The organism is Pseudosporangium ferrugineum (assembly GCF_003002065.1).
Classification (GTDB): Bacteria; Actinomycetota; Actinomycetes; order Mycobacteriales; family Micromonosporaceae; genus Actinoplanes; species Actinoplanes ferrugineus_A.
On sequence record NZ_PVZG01000007.1, the window covers coordinates 276,879 to 293,353 of the forward strand.

The 16,475-nt window shown below is 71.2% G+C and carries 11 protein-coding genes and 1 pseudogene; 4 read left to right on the plus strand and 8 right to left on the minus strand.

What is annotated here, in order from left to right:
• Positions 1-19: 19 nt before the first annotated feature.
• From leuA to CLV70_RS17365, 4 genes are all read left to right on the plus strand, one after another.
• Positions 20-1,762 carry a 2-isopropylmalate synthase gene (gene leuA, locus CLV70_RS17350; protein WP_106127543.1) on the plus strand — a complete coding sequence of 581 codons (1,743 nt, stop codon included), beginning with the start codon at positions 20-22 and terminating at the stop codon, positions 1,760-1,762.
• A gap of 183 nt (positions 1,763-1,945) precedes the next feature.
• Positions 1,946-2,617 carry an HNH endonuclease family protein gene (locus CLV70_RS17355; protein ID WP_106127544.1) on the plus strand — a complete coding sequence of 224 codons (672 nt, stop codon included), beginning with the start codon at positions 1,946-1,948 and terminating at the stop codon, positions 2,615-2,617.
• Positions 2,614-3,141 carry a hypothetical protein gene (locus tag CLV70_RS41065; RefSeq protein ID WP_245908284.1) on the plus strand — a complete coding sequence of 176 codons (528 nt, stop codon included), beginning with the start codon at positions 2,614-2,616 and terminating at the stop codon, positions 3,139-3,141. The genes CLV70_RS17355 and CLV70_RS41065 overlap by 4 nt, the downstream gene beginning before the upstream one ends.
• Before the next feature lie 47 nt (positions 3,142-3,188).
• Positions 3,189-4,823 (plus strand): beta-N-acetylhexosaminidase, encoded by a 1,635-nt coding sequence (locus tag CLV70_RS17365; protein ID WP_211303794.1) that lies wholly within the window; start codon positions 3,189-3,191, stop codon positions 4,821-4,823.
• A 131-nt stretch (positions 4,824-4,954) separates the two neighbouring features.
• Here the strand turns inward: CLV70_RS17365 and CLV70_RS17370 are convergent, their stop codons facing one another.
• The 8 genes and pseudogenes from CLV70_RS17370 to CLV70_RS42120 form a co-directional block, all read right to left on the minus strand.
• The gene (locus CLV70_RS17370; protein WP_211303801.1) at positions 4,955-6,007 is read right to left on the minus strand and encodes an ABC transporter ATP-binding protein; all 1,053 of its coding nucleotides are present in this window, start codon (positions 6,005-6,007) and stop codon (positions 4,955-4,957) included.
• Between the two features lie 71 nt (positions 6,008-6,078).
• Positions 6,079-7,116 (minus strand): ABC transporter ATP-binding protein, encoded by a 1,038-nt coding sequence (locus tag CLV70_RS17375; RefSeq protein WP_106127547.1) that lies wholly within the window; start codon positions 7,114-7,116, stop codon positions 6,079-6,081.
• Complete coding sequence (locus CLV70_RS17380; protein ID WP_106127548.1) at positions 7,116-8,129, minus strand: ABC transporter permease; 1,014 nt, start codon at positions 8,127-8,129, stop codon at positions 7,116-7,118. The genes CLV70_RS17375 and CLV70_RS17380 overlap by 1 nt, the downstream gene beginning before the upstream one ends.
• 91 nt (positions 8,130-8,220) lie before the next feature.
• Positions 8,221-9,975 carry an ABC transporter substrate-binding protein gene (locus tag CLV70_RS17385; RefSeq protein WP_106127549.1) on the minus strand — a complete coding sequence of 585 codons (1,755 nt, stop codon included), beginning with the start codon at positions 9,973-9,975 and terminating at the stop codon, positions 8,221-8,223.
• A gap of 74 nt (positions 9,976-10,049) precedes the next feature.
• A complete protein-coding gene (locus CLV70_RS17390; RefSeq protein ID WP_106127550.1) occupies positions 10,050-11,045 on the minus strand; it encodes an ABC transporter permease in 996 nt (331 codons plus the stop codon).
• Between the two features lie 355 nt (positions 11,046-11,400).
• A complete protein-coding gene (gene recR / locus CLV70_RS17395) occupies positions 11,401-11,994 on the minus strand; it encodes a recombination mediator RecR (protein ID WP_106127551.1) in 594 nt (197 codons plus the stop codon).
• 4 nt (positions 11,995-11,998) lie between these two features.
• A complete protein-coding gene (locus CLV70_RS17400) occupies positions 11,999-12,307 on the minus strand; it encodes a YbaB/EbfC family nucleoid-associated protein (protein ID WP_245908305.1) in 309 nt (102 codons plus the stop codon).
• A 2,586-nt stretch (positions 12,308-14,893) separates the two neighbouring features.
• Positions 14,894-16,441, minus strand: a pseudogene (locus tag CLV70_RS42120) (DNA polymerase III subunit gamma and tau); the annotation flags it as partial.
• Between the last annotated feature and the right edge of the window lie 34 nt (positions 16,442-16,475).

Genomic DNA, 16,475 nt, shown 5'->3' on the forward strand with positions numbered 1-16,475 from the left:
ACTCCAACAGGAGACCCGCATGTCCAGCGACGTAACCGCAGAAGATCCGATCGCCCGGCAGCGTCCCAGCCGGATGCCGTTCGAGCGTTACCAGCCGTACCAGCAACAGTTCGCCGTCGATCTGCCCGACCGCCAGTGGCCCGCCCGGCGCATCGAGGCCGCCCCGCGGTGGTGCGCGGTGGATCTGCGCGACGGCAACCAGGCCCTGATCGACCCGATGTCCCCCGAGCGCAAGCGGCGCATGTTCAGCCTGCTCGTCGCGATGGGCTACAAGGAGATCGAGGTCGGCTTCCCGGCCGCCAGCCAGACCGACTTCGACTTCGTCCGCCAGCTCATCGAGCAGGACCTGATCCCGGACGACGTGACCATCCAGGTGCTGGTCCAGTGCCGCGAGCACCTGATCGACCGCACGTTCGAGTCGATCCGCGGCGCCAAGCGCGCCATCGTGCACTTCTACAACTCGACCTCGACGCTGCAGCGCCGGGTCGTCTTCGGCCTGGACCGGGCCGGCATCACCGACATCGCCACGACCGGGGCCCGGCTCTGCCAGAAGTACGCGGAGATCCACACCCCGGACACCGAGATCTTCTACGAGTACTCGCCGGAGTCGTACACGGGCACCGAGCTCGACTACGCCCTGGAGGTCTGCTCCGCGGTCATCGACGTGATCGACCCCACCCCGGACCGCCCGCTGATCATCAACCTGCCGGCGACCGTCGAGATGGCCACCCCCAACGTGTACGCGGACAGCATCGAGTGGATGCACCGCCACCTGCCCCGCCGCGAGAGCATCATCCTCAGCCTGCACCCGCACAACGACCGCGGCACGGCCGTGGCCGCCGCCGAGCTGGGCGTGCTGGCCGGCGCCGACCGCGTCGAGGGCTGCCTGTTCGGCAACGGCGAGCGGACGGGCAACGTCGACCTGGTGACGCTGGGCCTGAACCTGTTCTCGCAGGGCGTCGACCCGATGATCGACTTCTCGGACATCGACGAGGTCAAGCGCGCGGTCGAGTACTGCAACCAGCTGCCGGTGCACGAGCGCCACCCGTACGTGGGCGACCTGGTCTACACGGCGTTCTCCGGCTCCCACCAGGACGCGATCAAGAAGGGCCTGAGCGCCCTGCAGGACGACGCGTCCGAGGCCGGCGTCGAGGTGGACAAGTTCACCTGGGGCGTGCCGTACCTGCCGATCGACCCGAAGGACGTGGGCCGCACGTACGAGGCGGTCATCCGGGTCAACTCGCAGTCCGGCAAGGGCGGCGTGGCGTACATCATGAAGGAGGAGCACAAGCTCGACCTGCCGCGGCGGCTGCAGATCGAGTTCTCCGGCGTGGTGCAGCACGTCACCGACGCGGAGGGCGGCGAGGTCGGCCCGCAGCAGATGTGGGACATCTTCGCGACCGAGTACCTCGTGGACCACCAGCAGTTCGGCATCGTCGACCTCGAGCGCTACTCCACCGCCACGGTCGACGGCAAGGTGGAGATCGACGCCGAGGTCCGCCACCGCGGCACCCGCCGGCCGATCGTCGGCGTCGGAAACGGCCCGATCGACGCGTACGTGCAGGCCCTGGAGCCGCTCGCGATCAAGGTGCGGGTGCTCGACTACGCCGAGCACGCGCTGACCTCGGGCGAGGACGCCCAGGCGGCCGCCTACGTCGAGTGCGAGATCAACGGCCGTACGGTCTGGGGCGTCGGCCTGGACGCCAACATCGTCACCGCCTCCGTGAAGGCCGTGACCAGCGCCGTGAACCGGGTGCGCTGACCCGGTCCCTCGGACGCCGACGCCGCCGGCCACGAGCCGGCGGCGTCCACCGGCGCGGTTCCTCCAGAAGAGACCGCCGTCGCCGCGCCGCGCGCCGCCCGGGTCACCCGGGCGGCGCGCGGAACGTTTCCGGCACGAATAACGACATGCGCGAAACGGGCGTACGTTGCATACGATTTATTCGTGCCCCCACACAGCGCTCCTCGATGGACCCTCCACGTCGCCGCCGCCCTCCTCGCCTCCTTCGCCGTCGCCGGCTGCGAGGTGACGGTCACCGAACCCGGTGCCACCTCGACCGCGTCGAAGGGCACCAGCTCGACCCGCACCGGCGACGAGGCCCGCAAGCGCCTGGCCGAGCTCACCGTCGCCAAGGCCGGCTCCATGCGTGGCTACAGCCGCGAGAAGTTCCCGCACTGGCGCAGCGCCGGCAGCAACTGCGACGTCCGCGACACGGTGCTCAAGCGCGACGGCACCAAGGTCAAGGTCTCCGGCTGCAACGTCGTCGCGGGCACGTGGGTCAGCGCGTACGACGGCGACAAGATCACCGACCCGGCGAAGGTGGACATCGACCACATGGTCCCGCTGGCCAACGCCTGGCGCTCGGGCGCGGCGACCTGGACCACGGACCGCCGCGGCGATTTCGCCAACGATCTCGACGATCCGCAGCTCGTGGCGGTTTCGGCGGCCTCCAACAGGTCAAAGGGAGATCAGGACCCGTCGACCTGGAAGCCCGAACGCACCGCCTCCTGGTGCCAGTACGCCCAGGACTGGGTCGCGGTGAAGAGCAAGTGGAAGCTGACCGTGACCACCGCGGAGAAGTCCGCGCTGACCGACATGCTGGAGAAGTGCCGATGACGTCGCCCACCAGTCCCGGAACCACCGGCCCCGCCGCCGAACCTGCTGCCACCGAGCCTGCTGCGACCGAGCCGGCCACCGCGGACCCGGCTGCCACCGCGGCGGCTCCCGCGGCGGCTCCCGCAGCCGCCGCGCCACCGACCAGCGCACCACCGACCAGCGCGCCACCAGCCGATGCGCGCGCGGCCGATGCGCCCGCGGCCGACCCCGCTACCGCCGCCGCGGCGATCCCGGCGGCGACCCCCGCGGCGACCCCGGCGGGCGGCGCTTCGGCGGGCGACAGCCGGACCTCGGACATCGTCACCGGGCAGGGTGGGGTCATGACCGACGAGGTCGGCGTCATCACCGGCGACGTCACGCTGCGGACCGAACTCTCCGGCGGCCAGGTCGTGGTCCGCGCGCAGTACAAGGACGCCGACGAGTGGTACACGGTCACCGGGGCCAGGGCGCCGCTCGCCGACGCGGCCGGCCTGGACGCCGTGCACACCGTGGCGACCGGCATCCTCAACCGGCCCGAAGGTTGATTGCCAGGAAGCTTCACAGATAGACGGCTCGCTATGTAGCTTGAGGCATGGCCAAACCCGTGATGTCCCGCCTGCTCGCCGCGGCAGCGCTGGGCCTGCCCCTGGTCGCCACCCCGACCGCCGCCTCCGCGCAGCCCGCCGCGCCTCCCGCCGCGCTGGCCGGGCGCTCCGGGGCGAGCTCCGACCTCCCCGCGCTGAGCAGCGTCATCCCCGCGCCGGTCGAGGTGACCCAGTTCGCCGGCACGACGTTCCGGCTCGGGCCGGCGACCATCATCCGCACCCAGCCCGGCTCCCCGGAGTCGCGGGCGGTCGGGGAGCGGTTCGCCCGGGAGCTGCGGCCCGCGACCGGCTACAAGCTGCCCGTCGTGCCCGTGAGCCCCCGGTTCGTGCCGACGATCGCCCTGCTGCTGGGCGCTGACGACGCCCGGCTCGGCGACGAGGGATACCGGATGTCCGTGGGCGCCGCGTCGATCACCGTGCGCGCGAACAAGCCCGCCGGCCTCTACGCCGGGACACGCACCCTGCTCCAGCTCCTGCCGAAGGAGATCGACTCGCCGACCCCGGTGCGCCGGGTGTGGCGGATCGCGGGCGGGAGCATCGTCGACTACCCGCGGTACGCGTACCGCGGCGCGTTCCTCGACGAGGCGCGGCACTTCCACACGCCCGACGAGATCAAGGCGTACGTCGACGAGATCAGCCGGTTCAAGGTGAACTACCTGCACCTGCACCTCTCGGACGACCAGGGGTGGCGCATCCAGATCGACAGCTGGCCCAAGCTCACCACCGTCAGCGGCGGTGCGGGCACCGGCGTCGACGGCGAGGGCCCCGGCTTCCTCACGAAGGATCAATACCGCGAGATCGTCGCGTACGCGGCCGCGCGCTACGTGACGATCGTGCCGGAGATCGACATGCCGGGTCACGTGAACGCCGCGCAGGTGGCGTACCCCGAGCTGACCTGCGACGGGGTGGCGCCGCCGCCGCGTACGGACACCGAGGTCGGCTACAGCTCGCTGTGCATCGGCTCGGAGACGACGTACCGGTTCGTCGAGGACGTCATCCGGGAGCTGGCGGCGATGACGCCGGGGCTGTACCTGCACGTCGGCGGCGACGAGGCGCACGCGACGCCGGAGGCCGACTACATCGCGTTCGAGCAGCGGGTCCTGCCCCTGGTCGCCAAGTACGGCAAGACCGCGTACGGCTGGAACGAGATCACCAAGGCACCCGCCGCCTCCGCCGCGGTCGCGCAGTACTGGAACACCGACACGACCAACCCGACGGTCGCCGCCGCCGTCACCCGGGGCACGAAGGTGGTCATGTCCCCGGCGAACCAGGCGTACCTCGACATGAAGTACGACCCGAGCACCCCGCTGGGCCTGTCGTGGGCCGGCTACATCGAGGTGCGGACGGCGTACGACTGGGAGCCGGCGACCCGGCTGGCCGGCGTGGGCGAGAGCGCGATCCTCGGCGTGGAGGCGCCACTGTGGTCGGAGACGCTGCGTTCCCTGGACGACATCGAGTTCATGGCGTTCCCGCGCCTGGCGGGCATCGCCGAGCTGGGCTGGTCGCCCGCGTCGACGCACGACTGGGCGTCGTTCTCGGCCCGGCTCGGAGCGTACGGCCCGCGGTGGACGCTGCGGGACGTGAACTTCTACCCGTCACCGCAGATCACCTGGGCTCAGTGACCACTCACGCAGAATGAAGGGCGCGGGTAGCTGCTCTGGAGCGTCAGCTCCTCGGCTGCCCGCGCCCGGCCTCGACGGGAGTTGCGGTCCGCACCACCCACCGAGCTACGACATCCAGATTTTGATCTTGATCAGGCCGTGGCCCTGCTCGACCGGCCGGCGACCTCTTCGGCGTCGTCGATCGGGAAGTGGCAGGCCGTCTGGTGGGAGGCGGCGTCACCGAGGCGCGGCAGCAGCGGCGGTTCCTCGGTGGCGCAGATCTCCTGCGCCTTCCAGCAGCGGGTCCGGAAGCGGCACCCCGACGGCGGGTTGATCGGGCTCGGCACGTCGCCGGTCAGCAGGACCCGCTCGCGCTGGGCCCGGTCGCGGCGCGCCGGGTCCGGGACCGGGACGGCCGACATCAGGGCGACCGTGTACGGGTGTCGCGGCCTGGTGTACAGGTCGTCACGGTCGGCGATCTCGACGACCTTGCCGAGGTACATGACGGCGACCCGGTCCGAGATGTGCCGGACCACCGACAGGTCGTGCGCGATGAACACGTACGTGAGGTCGAACTCGCGCTGGATGTCGTCGAGCAGGTTGACGACCTGCGCCTGGATCGACACGTCGAGCGCCGACACCGGCTCGTCGGCGACGATCAACTTCGGCCGCAGCGCCAGCGTACGGGCGATGCCGATGCGCTGCCGCTGACCGCCGGAGAACTCGTGCGGGTAGCGGTTGTAGTGCTCGGGGCTGAGGCCGACCAGCTTGAGCAGGTCCTGGACCGCGCGCTTGATGCCGTGCTCGGTCTTGACGTTCTGGATGCGGAACGGTGCGCCGACGATCGTGCCGACGGTGTGCCGCGGGTTCAGTGACGAGAACGGGTCCTGGAAGATCATCTGCATGTCCCGCCGCAGCGGGCGCAGCTTGCCCTGGCGCAGGTGGGCGATGTCCCGGCCGTCGAAGTCGATCGAGCCGCCGGTCGGTTCCACCAGCCGGGTGAGCAGGCGGCCGGTCGTGGTCTTGCCGCAGCCGGACTCGCCGACCAGGCCGAGGGTCTCGCCCCGGTAGACGTCGAACGTGACGCCGTCGACCGCCCGGACCGCGCCGACCTGGCGGCGCAGCAGACCCTTGACGATCGGGAAGTGCTTCTCCAGGCCCTTGACGGACAGCAGCGGGTCGCCCTTGTCGGCGCGCTCCCGCAGGATCACGTCGTCGGGTACGGGGTCACTCAACCGCACGGCGTCGGCCTGCTCCGCCGTGGCACCTTGGTCGGTCACTGCGCCTCCAGCTTGGGCTTCACGTCTTCGCGCCAGATCCGCTGACGCTCGTCGGTGGGCAGGTGGCACCGCACCAGGTGCCCGGGCTGCCCGGAGCCGGCGAGTTCGGGCGACAGGCTCCGGCCCAGCCCTCCGGTGCGCGGCTCGTAGGCGCACCGCGGATGGAACGCGCACCCCGTGGGCAGGTTGATCAGGGACGGCGGCAGGCCCGGGATGGGCACCAGCCGGTCCAGGTTCGGCCGGTCGATGCGCGGCATCGAACCCAGCAGACCCCAGGTGTACGGGTGTTCCGGCTGCTCGAAGATCGTCCGGGCGGTGCCGTACTCGATGCAGCGGCCGCCGTACATGACCAGCACGTCGTCGGCCAGCTCGGCCACCACGCCCAGGTCGTGCGTGATGACGATGAGCGCCGAGTTGAACTCCTCCTGCAGCTTGTGCATGAGGTCGAGAATCTGCGCCTGGACCGTCACGTCCAGCGCGGTGGTCGGCTCGTCGGCGATGAGCAGCTGCGGGTCGTTCACCAGCGCCATGGCGATCATCGCGCGCTGGCGCATGCCGCCGGAGAACTGGTGCGGGTAGTCGTCGACCCGGCGCTCCGGCTGCGGGATGCCGACCCGGCCCAGCATGTCGATCGCGTGCTTGCGCGCGACCTTCTTGGAGACCTTGTGGTGCACCCGGTACGCCTCGATGATCTGGTGCCCGATCGTGTAGAACGGGTGCATCGCGGACAGCGGGTCCTGGAAGATCATCGCCATCTTGTTGCCGCGCAGGGCGCGTACGGTCTCGGCGCCGGCGCTCACGAGCTCGTCGCCGTCCAGCCAGATCTCGCCGGACACCTGGGCGTTGCGCTTGTTGTGCAGGCCGAGGATGCCGAGGCTGGTGACCGACTTGCCGGAGCCGGACTCGCCGACGATGCCCAGCGTCTTGCCGCGCTCCAGCTGGAACGACAGGCCGTCGACGCTCTTGACCAGGCCGTCGTCGGTGGGGAACGAGATCTTGAGGTCCTTGACCTCGAGGAACGTGCCGGCCGCCATCAGTTGATCCTCACTCGCGGGTCCACGACCGCGTAGAGCAGGTCCACGACCAGGTTCGCGACGACCACGAACAGGGCGGCCATCATCGTCACGCCGAGCACCTTCGGCAGGTCGTTGTTGGTGATCGCGTCGACCGCGTACTTGCCGAGGCCCGGCAGGGAGAAGACCTGCTCGGTGAGGACGGCACCGCCGAGCAGCAGGCCGAAGTCGAGACCGAAGATGGTCAGCAGCGGGGTGAGCGCGGCCCGCAGGCCGTGCTGCACGGTCACCGCCCGTTCGGGCAGGCCCTTGGCGCGCGCCGTACGGATGTAGTCCTCGCCCAGCGTCTCCAGCATGCCGGCCCGGGTGAGCCGGGCATATTGCGCGGAGAACTGGAAGGCGAGCACGATCCACGGCAGCAGCAGGCTGTAGAACCAGTCGCCGGGATTCTCGGTGAACGGCGTGTACGAGCCGCCGGCGGCCGTCCACTTGAGCTGGTAGCTGAAGACCAGCAGGCTGATCAGGCCGGTGAAGAAGATCGGCATGGAGACGCCGGCGAGCGAGACGCCCATCGCGGCGCGGTCGAGCAGGGAGCCACGGCGCAGCGCGGACAGCACGCCGGTCGCGACGCCGAAGATGACCCAGAGGGTGGCGGCGCCGACCGCCAGCGAGAGCGTGACCGGCAGCCGGTCGAGCAGGTCCGGCCAGACCGGCTGGCGGGTGATGAAGGAATAGCCGAAGCAGGGCGCCGGGCATTGCTCGGTGCCGCTGCCGTAGTCGTACTCGGAGCCGAGGAAGATGCCCTTGACCCAGCGGCCGTACTGCACCCAGATCGGGTCGTAGAAGCCCAGCTTGTGGGCGATCAGGTTCACCGTCTCGGGGGTCGCGGACCGCCCGACGTACCGGGTCGCCAGCGTCTCGGGGGTCGCGCCGACGAGCCGCGGAACCAGATAGAAGATCGAGAAGACGGCGGCGCTGACGATGAAGAGCAGCAGGACCGCCGCTAACAGACGCCTGATGATGTACGTGATCACAGAGTCCGGCTACGACGGCCGGCCCGGGTCGCCCCGGACCGGCCGCCTGCTGCCTTCACCTACCCATTCGGAACTAGTGCGTGAGAGGTGGTTACGCGACGCCGAGCGCCACGTAGTCGTACATGTTGTACGCCGGGTTCACGTACACGTTGGTCAGCTTCTTCGGACGGATCAGCAGGGCCTTGGCGTAGACGCCGGGGAGGATGAAGGCGTCCTCCATGACCTTGCGGTCGATCTCGCCCCACTTGGCCTCGCGCGCCTTGGCGTCGGTCAGGCCGAGCGCCTCGTCCAGCATCTTGTCGACCTGGGGGTCGCGCACGCTGACGTTCGACGAGCCACCGGTCTCCCGGATGACCCGGCTGTCGACAATCTGCGACAGGTAGCCGAAGCCGTCGTTCCAGTCCGCACCCCAGCCGTTGGTGGCGAGGCCGATGTTGTTGGCCTTCACGTACGGAGGGTTGCCGGCGTACTGGGAGAAGTAGTCACCCTGCGGGAACGGCTTGAGCGTGAGCTTGATGCCGACCCGGGCCAGCGACTGCTGCAGCGACTCGGCGGTCGCCTTCTCCTTCGGCCGCTCGGCGCGGTACGCGATGTTGGTCTCGAAGCCGTTCGGCTGACCGCAGGCCGCCAGGGCCTCCTTGGCCTTGGCCACGTCGCCGGTGTTGTCCGGTCCGGCCGGGTACAGGTCGTACTTCTGGTAGCCCGGGATGGTGGGCGGCATGATCGTGGAGGCGAGGTCGCCGCCGGCGAGCGGGCCGCCGAACGCGGTCTGGTAGCCGGTGCGGTCCGCGGCGTACAGGACGGCCTTGCGGCAGTCGATGTTGTCGAGCGGCTTCACCGTGCCGACGATCGACGTGTACCAGAGCCGGCTCTGGTACGGGTTGTCCGTGCCGGCCTTGGCGGTGGGGTCGCCGACGACGCGTCCCAGCGTGGCGGGCTGCACGCCGGTGCCGACCACGTCGATGTCGAGGTCGCCGGAGAGCAGCCGGTTGTCGATGTCGTCCGGGTTGACGTTGAGCGACACCTCGAAGGCGTCCGGCAGCGCCTTACGGAACGGGTCGGTCCCCTGGTCCCAGTTCGGGTTCCGCTTGAGCGTGAAGTTCTTGCCCAGGTTGTTCTGGTCGAACATGTACGGGCCGGTCGAGATCACGTGCTGCTTGTAGTTCGCGCCCTTGTCCTTGGACTCCGGCACCGGAACCGTCTGGGTCAGCGCGGCGAGGTAGTCGAAACCACCGAACGCCTGCTTCAGGTGGAAGACGACGGTGCTGTCATCGGGGGTCGTGATCGCCGAGTCGGTGTTGACGCCCTTGGACTTGTACGGGCCCTTGTAGCCCTCGGGGAGGTTCAGGAACTGCCGGAAGTAGTCCGGGCCGTTCGGGAACGTCTCCTTGTCGAGCGAGCGCAGTACCGCGTACTTGACGTCCGCGGCCTTGACCTCGGTGCCGTCCTCGTACTTGACGCCCTTGCGCAGCTTGTACGTCCAGGTCTTGCCGTTGTCCTTGGTCTCGCCCAGGTTCTCGGCGAGGTCCGGGATCAGCTCGTTGCCGTCCTGGCCCGCGGAAGGCTTGAACGTCAGCAGGGACCGGCCGTACAGGCGCAGGAAGTCCCACGAGTAGCCGTAGTAGGTGTCACCCGGGTCGAGCGAGTCCCAGTCACCGGCGTTCGCCAGGCGAATGGTGCCACCCTTCTTGTCGGAAGGGTTGAAGATCTTGTCGACGGCGGCGTTGAACTCCGGCTTGGCCTTGCTGCCCGAGCTCGAGTCGTCGCCGTCGCCGCCGCACGCGGCTGTCAATGAGAGCGCCAGTGCCGCCGTAGCGGCCACCAGCACCCTTGTTCTCTGGTTCACTTGTCAGCAACCTCCCTGGTGGAACGGCCCGCTTCCGGGCCGCCTGGCTGGCGAGAAAGTCGTGCGGCACATGATCAGCGCCGGCCCTTCGGGTCGAGCGCGTCGCGCAGGCCATCACCGAACAGGTTGAAGGCGAGCACGGTGATGAAGATCGCCATGCCGGGGAAGAACATGAAGTGCCAGATCGTGTAGAACCGGGCGGCGTCGGAGAGCATGCCGCCCCAGCTCGCGGTGGGCGGCCGCACGCCGACCCCGAGGAACGACAGCGCCGCCTCGAACAGGATGTTCGTCGGGATGAGCAGCGTCGCGTAGATCAGGATCGGCGCCACCAGGTTGGGCAGCAGTTCCTTGAAGATGATGTACGGCCCGCGCGCGCCGAGGCTCCGCGCGGCATCCACGAACTCGCGCTCCCGCAGCGACAGCGTCTGCCCCCGGACGATGCGCCCGATGTACGGCCAGCTGAAGAAGCCGATGATGAACACCAGCAGCGCGATCCGCAGCGCGTCACCGGTCAGCCCGAACGCTTTGTCCGGGATGACGCCCGCCAGCGCGATCGAGAAGACCAGCAGCGGGAAGGCGAGGAAGACGTCCATGGCCCGGCTGATCAGCGCGTCGACCCAGCCGCCGAAGAAGCCGGCGACCACGCCGAGGATCGAGCCGATGACGACCGACAGGCCGGTCGCCAGGAACGCGATCAGCAGCGAGATGCGCGCGCCGTAGACGACGCGGCTGAAGATGTCCCGGCCGTTCTGCGGCTCCACACCGAACAGGTGGTCGCCACTGATTCCCGTGCCGCCCTTGGGCGCCAGGGTGCTGGTGTCGATCAGGTTCTGGTGGAACTCGTTGGGCGGATCGCCGAGGAACTTCACGATCAGCGGCGCGAAGATCGCGACCAGGATGAGGAAGACGATGACATAGCCGCCGGACATGGCGACCTTGTCGCGCTTGAGCCGGGTCCAGGCGATGCGGCCGAGTGACCGGCCCTCGATCGCCTTGCCGGGAACGCTGCCCTCGGCGGGGTCCGGCGTCACCGGAACCTGGTCAGAGACCGTGCCGGGTCCAACGACCATGGAGCGCCCGGTCCTCTCCCGGCGACCGCGCCACGGCACCTTCGCCGAGCCGGACCAGCTGCACCCCGGGTCGGACCGGCCCCGCCGCGCGGGCAACCGATCGGTTGTCGCGTACGTGGACTGCTACAGCCCGCCCCAGCGATGGTGACGCCGGTGCCGGCATGCCGAACGTGCGAACGGGTTGCGCCGTTCGCACGAGAGGAACGCTCACGTACTCGGCGTCGCCGGTCAAGCCCCTTCAGTCCTCGTAACCAAGTTCAGGCCGCGCCGTGATGGCAGCGTGATCTCTCCGGGGAAGCACATCCGTACGCCCGCACCGTAACGGACGAAATGTGCGCCCTCCCGGAGGAACCCGTCAAACGGCGCGTCGCCCTTCGAAAGCCCGGCCCAGCGTGATCTCGTCGGCGTACTCGAGGTCACCGCCGACCGGAAGGCCGCTCGCCAGCCGGGTCACGGCGATGCCCATCGGCTTCACCATGAGGGCCAGATAGGTGGCCGTCGCCTCGCCCTCGGTGTTCGGGTCGGTGGCCAGGATCAACTCCTTGACCTCGCCCGTACCGAGCCGCACGAGCAGCTCCCGGATCCGCAGGTTGTCCGGCCCGATCCCCTCGAGCGGATTGATGGCGCCACCCAGGACGTGATACCGCCCCCGGAACTCGCCGGTCCGCTCGATCGCCACGACATCCTTGGGCTCCTCGACGACACAGAGCACTTCATTCGTACGGCGAGTGTCGCGGCACACCCGGCACTGCTCCGACTCGGCCACGTTGAAGCAGGTGGTACAGAACCGGACCAGCTCCTTGACCTTGCGCAGGGCGGTGGCCAGCCGGTTGACGTCGGCGGGATCGGCGGAGAGGACGTGAAAGGCGATCCGCTGGGCGCTCTTCGGGCCGACACCCGGAAGCCGCCCCAGCTCGTCGATCAGGTCCTGGATGGCACCCTCGTACACGGACTCAGAACCCCGGCAGGCTCAGGCCACCGAGACCACCGGTGGCCGGGCCCATCTTCTGCTCGGTGAGCTCCCGCTGCGCCTCGGCGGCATTGTGGATCGCGGCAAGCACCAGATCCTCGAGCGTCTCGACGTCGTCGGCGTCGACCGCCTTAGGATCGATCTTCACGGACTTGTACTCGCCCAGCCCGGTCACCACCACCGTGACGAGCCCACCGCCGGCCGTCCCGGTCAGCTCGGCCTCGGCCAGCTCGGCCTGAGCCTGAGCGACCTGCTGCTGCATCTTCTGCGCCTGCTTCATGATCTGCTGCATGTTCGGCTGTCCACCGGGGCGCATACGTCACTCCTCGCATCAAAGGGCTGGTCCGCTCCATTGTCCCGCGACCCCGGCAGGCCCCCGGACCGGGGCGCCCGGACCCGCCCCACGCCGGGACGCCCAGACCTGCCCCGCGCCGGGACGCCCGGACCCGGCCCGCGCCGGGACGGCCGGACCTGCCCCGCGCCGGGGCGCCCGGACCCGGCCCGCGCCGGGACGGCCGGGCTTCCGCCACCGGGGCCGACCGGTTCTCGTGACGGCGACCGGGCCGGCGCGGCCCGGGCCCCGCGGCGACCGGTCCGCCGCAGTCTCTGGCCGGCCCTCGCGGTCGAGTCAGGGCTCGCTGATCTTCTCGGCGCCGAACACCTCCTGGAGCAACTGAACGGCCTGCTGCTCACTGCTCTGCCGGGCGGTCTTCTCGTCGATCACATCGTCGAGCGGCTCATCCCCCGGATCGAACCCCTCCCAGGCCGCGCCGTCCGCCTTGGCGGGCCCGTCGTACTCGGGGTCGTACGGAGCCTCCTCGGTGGGCGAACCATCCGCCCAGGCCCCGGCGTCCGATGAGCCGGAGCGGGCGGCACCCGGCCGCCCGCCGGGCCGGGCGGGCGCCCTGGAACCCGGCCGCGCTCCCGGGCCGGCGGGGCCTGGCCTTGCGGGCGCCGGAGCGCCTGCGGGCATCGGAGCGCCTGCGGGCGCCGGGGCCGCTGCGGAGCCGGCGCCGCGCGCGGGAGCCTGGGCGGCGCCACGTGCAGAGGCCTGGGCGGCGCCACGCGCTGGGGCCTGGGCGCTGCCGCGGGTGCCCGCCGGCGCGGCACCGCGTGCGGCTGCGGCTCGTGCTGCGGCGATGGCCGCGCTCGGTGCGGCTGCGCGCGCTCCGCTCAGTCCGGAGGATTGCGCGGGCGCCACGGCGTGGCCGCCGTTCGACGGGCTCGCGCCACCAGCTCCGCTTGCTCCCGGCGGGTCGTTGCGAGGGACGATCCGTTCTGCCGCCCCTTCGCTCGCGCCCACGGTTGCTTCCCCGCTGCTCGCGGAACCAGGCCCGGAACCGTCAACCGCTCCCGGCGCGGTGGGTCCTCGCCCTGCCGCGGTTCCGTCGGCCGGACGGGAGTCGATCGAACCTTGTCCCGCCACGAACGTGGGGTCACCGGCAGCCCCCTGCCCGGTTGCGGAGCCGTCTGCCGAAGCCGGCCCGGGACCTGACTCCGGCATCGCGGCGGAACCCGGTGAGAAGGCTGCCTCCGAGGCGGAACTCCGAACGTCGGCGGCCCGCGCACCGGGTCGGACCGGCTCGGGCCAGCCGCCATCGTCCTCGTCCGTGGGCGGATGTGGACTCGCGGGCGGGGTCGCGAGGCCGCCGGGCTTGACCGGTTCCGGCCAGCCTCCGTCGTCCTCCTCGTCGGCCGGTGACTGCCGGCCGCCCTGCGGTCCACCCGAGGTCTGGCGCGCGGCTTGCGGCCCGCCTGTCGTCTGGCGTGCGGCTTGCGGCCCTCCGGCCGTCTCCCGGGAGGCGGACGCCTGGGCCGGCATTCGCTGGACGGGAGCGTCGTCCCGAGTCGGCCGGGTCTGCACGGGACCGGAATCCCTGGAGGCGGGACCTCCGCCGCCCTGCGGACCTTGGGCAGGACCGCCACCCTGCGGGCCCGGACCACCGCCACCCTGCGGACCTTGGGCAGGACCGCCACCCTGCGGGCCCGGACCACCGCCACCCTGCGGACCTTGGGCAGGACCGCCACCCTGCGGGCCCGGACCACCGCCACCCTGCGGACCTTGGGCAGGACCGCCACCCTGCGGGCCCGGACCACCGCCACCCTGCGGACCTTGGGCAGGACCGCCACCCTGCGGGCCTCGGGGGGCGGGGCGGCCGCCCGAGCCGGGGGAGGCGCCGCCCTCGCCGGCGACGTCGCAGCGGATCTGCCAGCGGCCGCCGAGTGCTTCGTAGAGGGCGTCGGCGATGAGCTGGGGTTCCGCCGACACCATGCGGGCGTGGGCGGGGAAGCGGAAGGTCAGGACGACGGTCTGGCCCTCGAGGTCGCGGACCGTGGCGCCCTGGGCCAGGGCGGCGATCTTCTTGCTCTTCCGGCTGACGGCCACCATGATCTCGGGCCACACTTCGCGGATCGAGGCGGCGGAGAGCTGGCCGGGCACGGTGTCGGAGACGAGGCCGGGCTCCTCGGGGGCGTCCGGCATGAGTCCGGCCGGCTCGGGGCGCCGGGGCGCGGTGGGCTGCGGGTCGGCGTCGGCGGGGAGGAACTCCGGCTCCGGCTCGGACCAGGCCTGTCCGGGCCCAGCCTGTCCGGGCCCGGCGGGCTGCGGCTCGTGCGGCGAGGGCCCGGCATGCTGCGGCAAGGGTCCGCCGTGTTGCGGCGAGGGCCCGGCATGCTGCGGCAAGGGTCCGCCGTGCTGCGGCGAGGGCCCGGCGTGTTGCGGCGAGGGGGCGGCGGGTTGCCGCGAGGGCGCGGCTCCGTGCAGCGAAGACCCGACGGGCTGCGGCGACAGCCCCGCGGGCTGCGGCGACAGCCCCGCGGGCTGCGGCGAAGACTCGGCGAGTTGCAGCGAAGGTGCTGCTTCGTGCGGCGACGGGGCTTGCGGGGGCTCGGCGCGGCGGGGCTCCGGCGCGGCGGGCTGCGCAGCATCCGGCGTCGTGGCTACCGCGCCGCTGGGCGGGACCGGGGCGTCGGTGGCCGGCCCGGCGTGGTCCGTGCCGGGGTCGCGCCGCGGGATGTCCGGGGTGGCGGCTGAGGCGCCGTTGGGGGATGCCGCCGGGGAGGTTGGGGTCGGGGAGGTTGGGGCCGCGGAGGCTGCCTGCGCGGGCTCGGCGGCGGCTCCGGGGGCGCCCGGGCGGCGGGCTGCCGCGGCGGCGGCGCGGGCCGCGGACAACCCCACGCCCGCTACCGAGCCGGGCGCGGAGGCTGCCGGGGCCGCTGTGGTCGGGGACGGGTGCTCCGGGCGTACGGAATCGGGGTCGGACGTGAGGGTGAGCCGCCGTTCCATGCGCTCCAACCGCTGGAGCAGCGCGCCGCTGGAGTCGTCGGCGCCGGGGAGGAGCATGCGGGCCGTGATCAGTTCGAGGAGGAGGCGGGGGGCGGTCGTGCCGCGCATCTCGACCAGGCCGTTGTGCACGATGTCGGCGCAGCGGGAGAGGGCCGCCGGGCCGAGGCGGGTGGCCTGGGCGCCCATCTGCTCGAGCTGGTCGGCCGGGCCGTCGATGAGGCCCTTGGTGACCGCGTCCGGAACCTGCTGCAGGACGATCAGGTCGCGGAAACGTTCGAGCAGGTCGGACGCGAAGCGGCGGGGGTCGTGGCCGGCCTCGGCGACGCGGTCGATCGTCTGGTAAGCCGCGGCGCCGTCCCCGGCGGCCAGCGCGTCGCACATCTCGTCGATCAGCGCGACGTCGGTGACACCGAGCAGCGCGACGGCCCGCGCGTAGTCCACGCCCTCGGGCCCGGCCCCGGCGATGAGCTGGTCGAGCACCGAGAGCGTGTCCCGGGCGCTGCCCCCGCCCGCCCGGACGACCAGAGGAAGAACAGCCGGGTCCACGTGTACGCCCTCAGCCTCGGTCAACTGCTGCAGGTACGGCCGCAGCGTCGCCGGAGGAATCAGCCGGAACGGGTAGTGATGGGTCCGCGACCGGATCGTGCCGAGCACCTTCTCCGGCTCGGTCGTGGCGAAGATGAACTTGACGTAGTCCGGCGGCTCCTCGACGAGCTTGAGGAGCGCGTTGAAGCCGGCCGACGAGACCATGTGCGCCTCGTCGATGACGTAGATCTTGTAGCGGCTGCTCGCGGGGGCGAAGAACGCCTTCTCCCGCAGCTCACGCGCGTCGTCGACGCCGCCGTGGCTGGCCGCGTCGATCTCGATGACGTCGATGGACCCGGCGCCGTCGTTGGCCAGCGACCTGCACGAGCCGCACACCCCGCACGGCTCGGGAGTGGGACCCTGCTCACAGTTCAGCGACCGGGCCAGGATCCGGGCGCTGGAGGTCTTGCCGCACCCGCGCGGCCCGGAGAACAGATAGGCGTGGTGCAGCCGCCCGCTCCGCAGCGCCTGCGACAGCGGCTCGGTAACGTGCTCCTGCCCGATGACCTCGGCAAACGTGCGAGGCCGATACTTGCGGTACAGGGCCAGTGCCACTCCTGCCTCCTCCTGACGACCGCGCCATTCTCCG

Bases quoted from the DNA above. Each gene is read 5' to 3' on its own strand.
- leuA (WP_106127543.1), top strand. From the start codon at position 20: ATGTCCAGCGACGTAACCGCAGAAGATCCGATCGCCCGGCAGCGTCCC.
- CLV70_RS41065 (WP_245908284.1), top strand. From the start codon at position 2,614: ATGACGTCGCCCACCAGTCCCGGAACCACCGGCCCCGCCGCCGAACCT.
- CLV70_RS17365 (WP_211303794.1), top strand. From the start codon at position 3,189: ATGGCCAAACCCGTGATGTCCCGCCTGCTCGCCGCGGCAGCGCTGGGC.
- CLV70_RS17375 (WP_106127547.1), bottom strand. From the start codon at position 7,116: ATGGCGGCCGGCACGTTCCTCGAGGTCAAGGACCTCAAGATCTCGTTC.
- CLV70_RS17390 (WP_106127550.1), bottom strand. From the start codon at position 11,045: ATGGTCGTTGGACCCGGCACGGTCTCTGACCAGGTTCCGGTGACGCCG.
- CLV70_RS17400 (WP_245908305.1), bottom strand. From the start codon at position 12,307: ATGCAGCAGATCATGAAGCAGGCGCAGAAGATGCAGCAGCAGGTCGCT.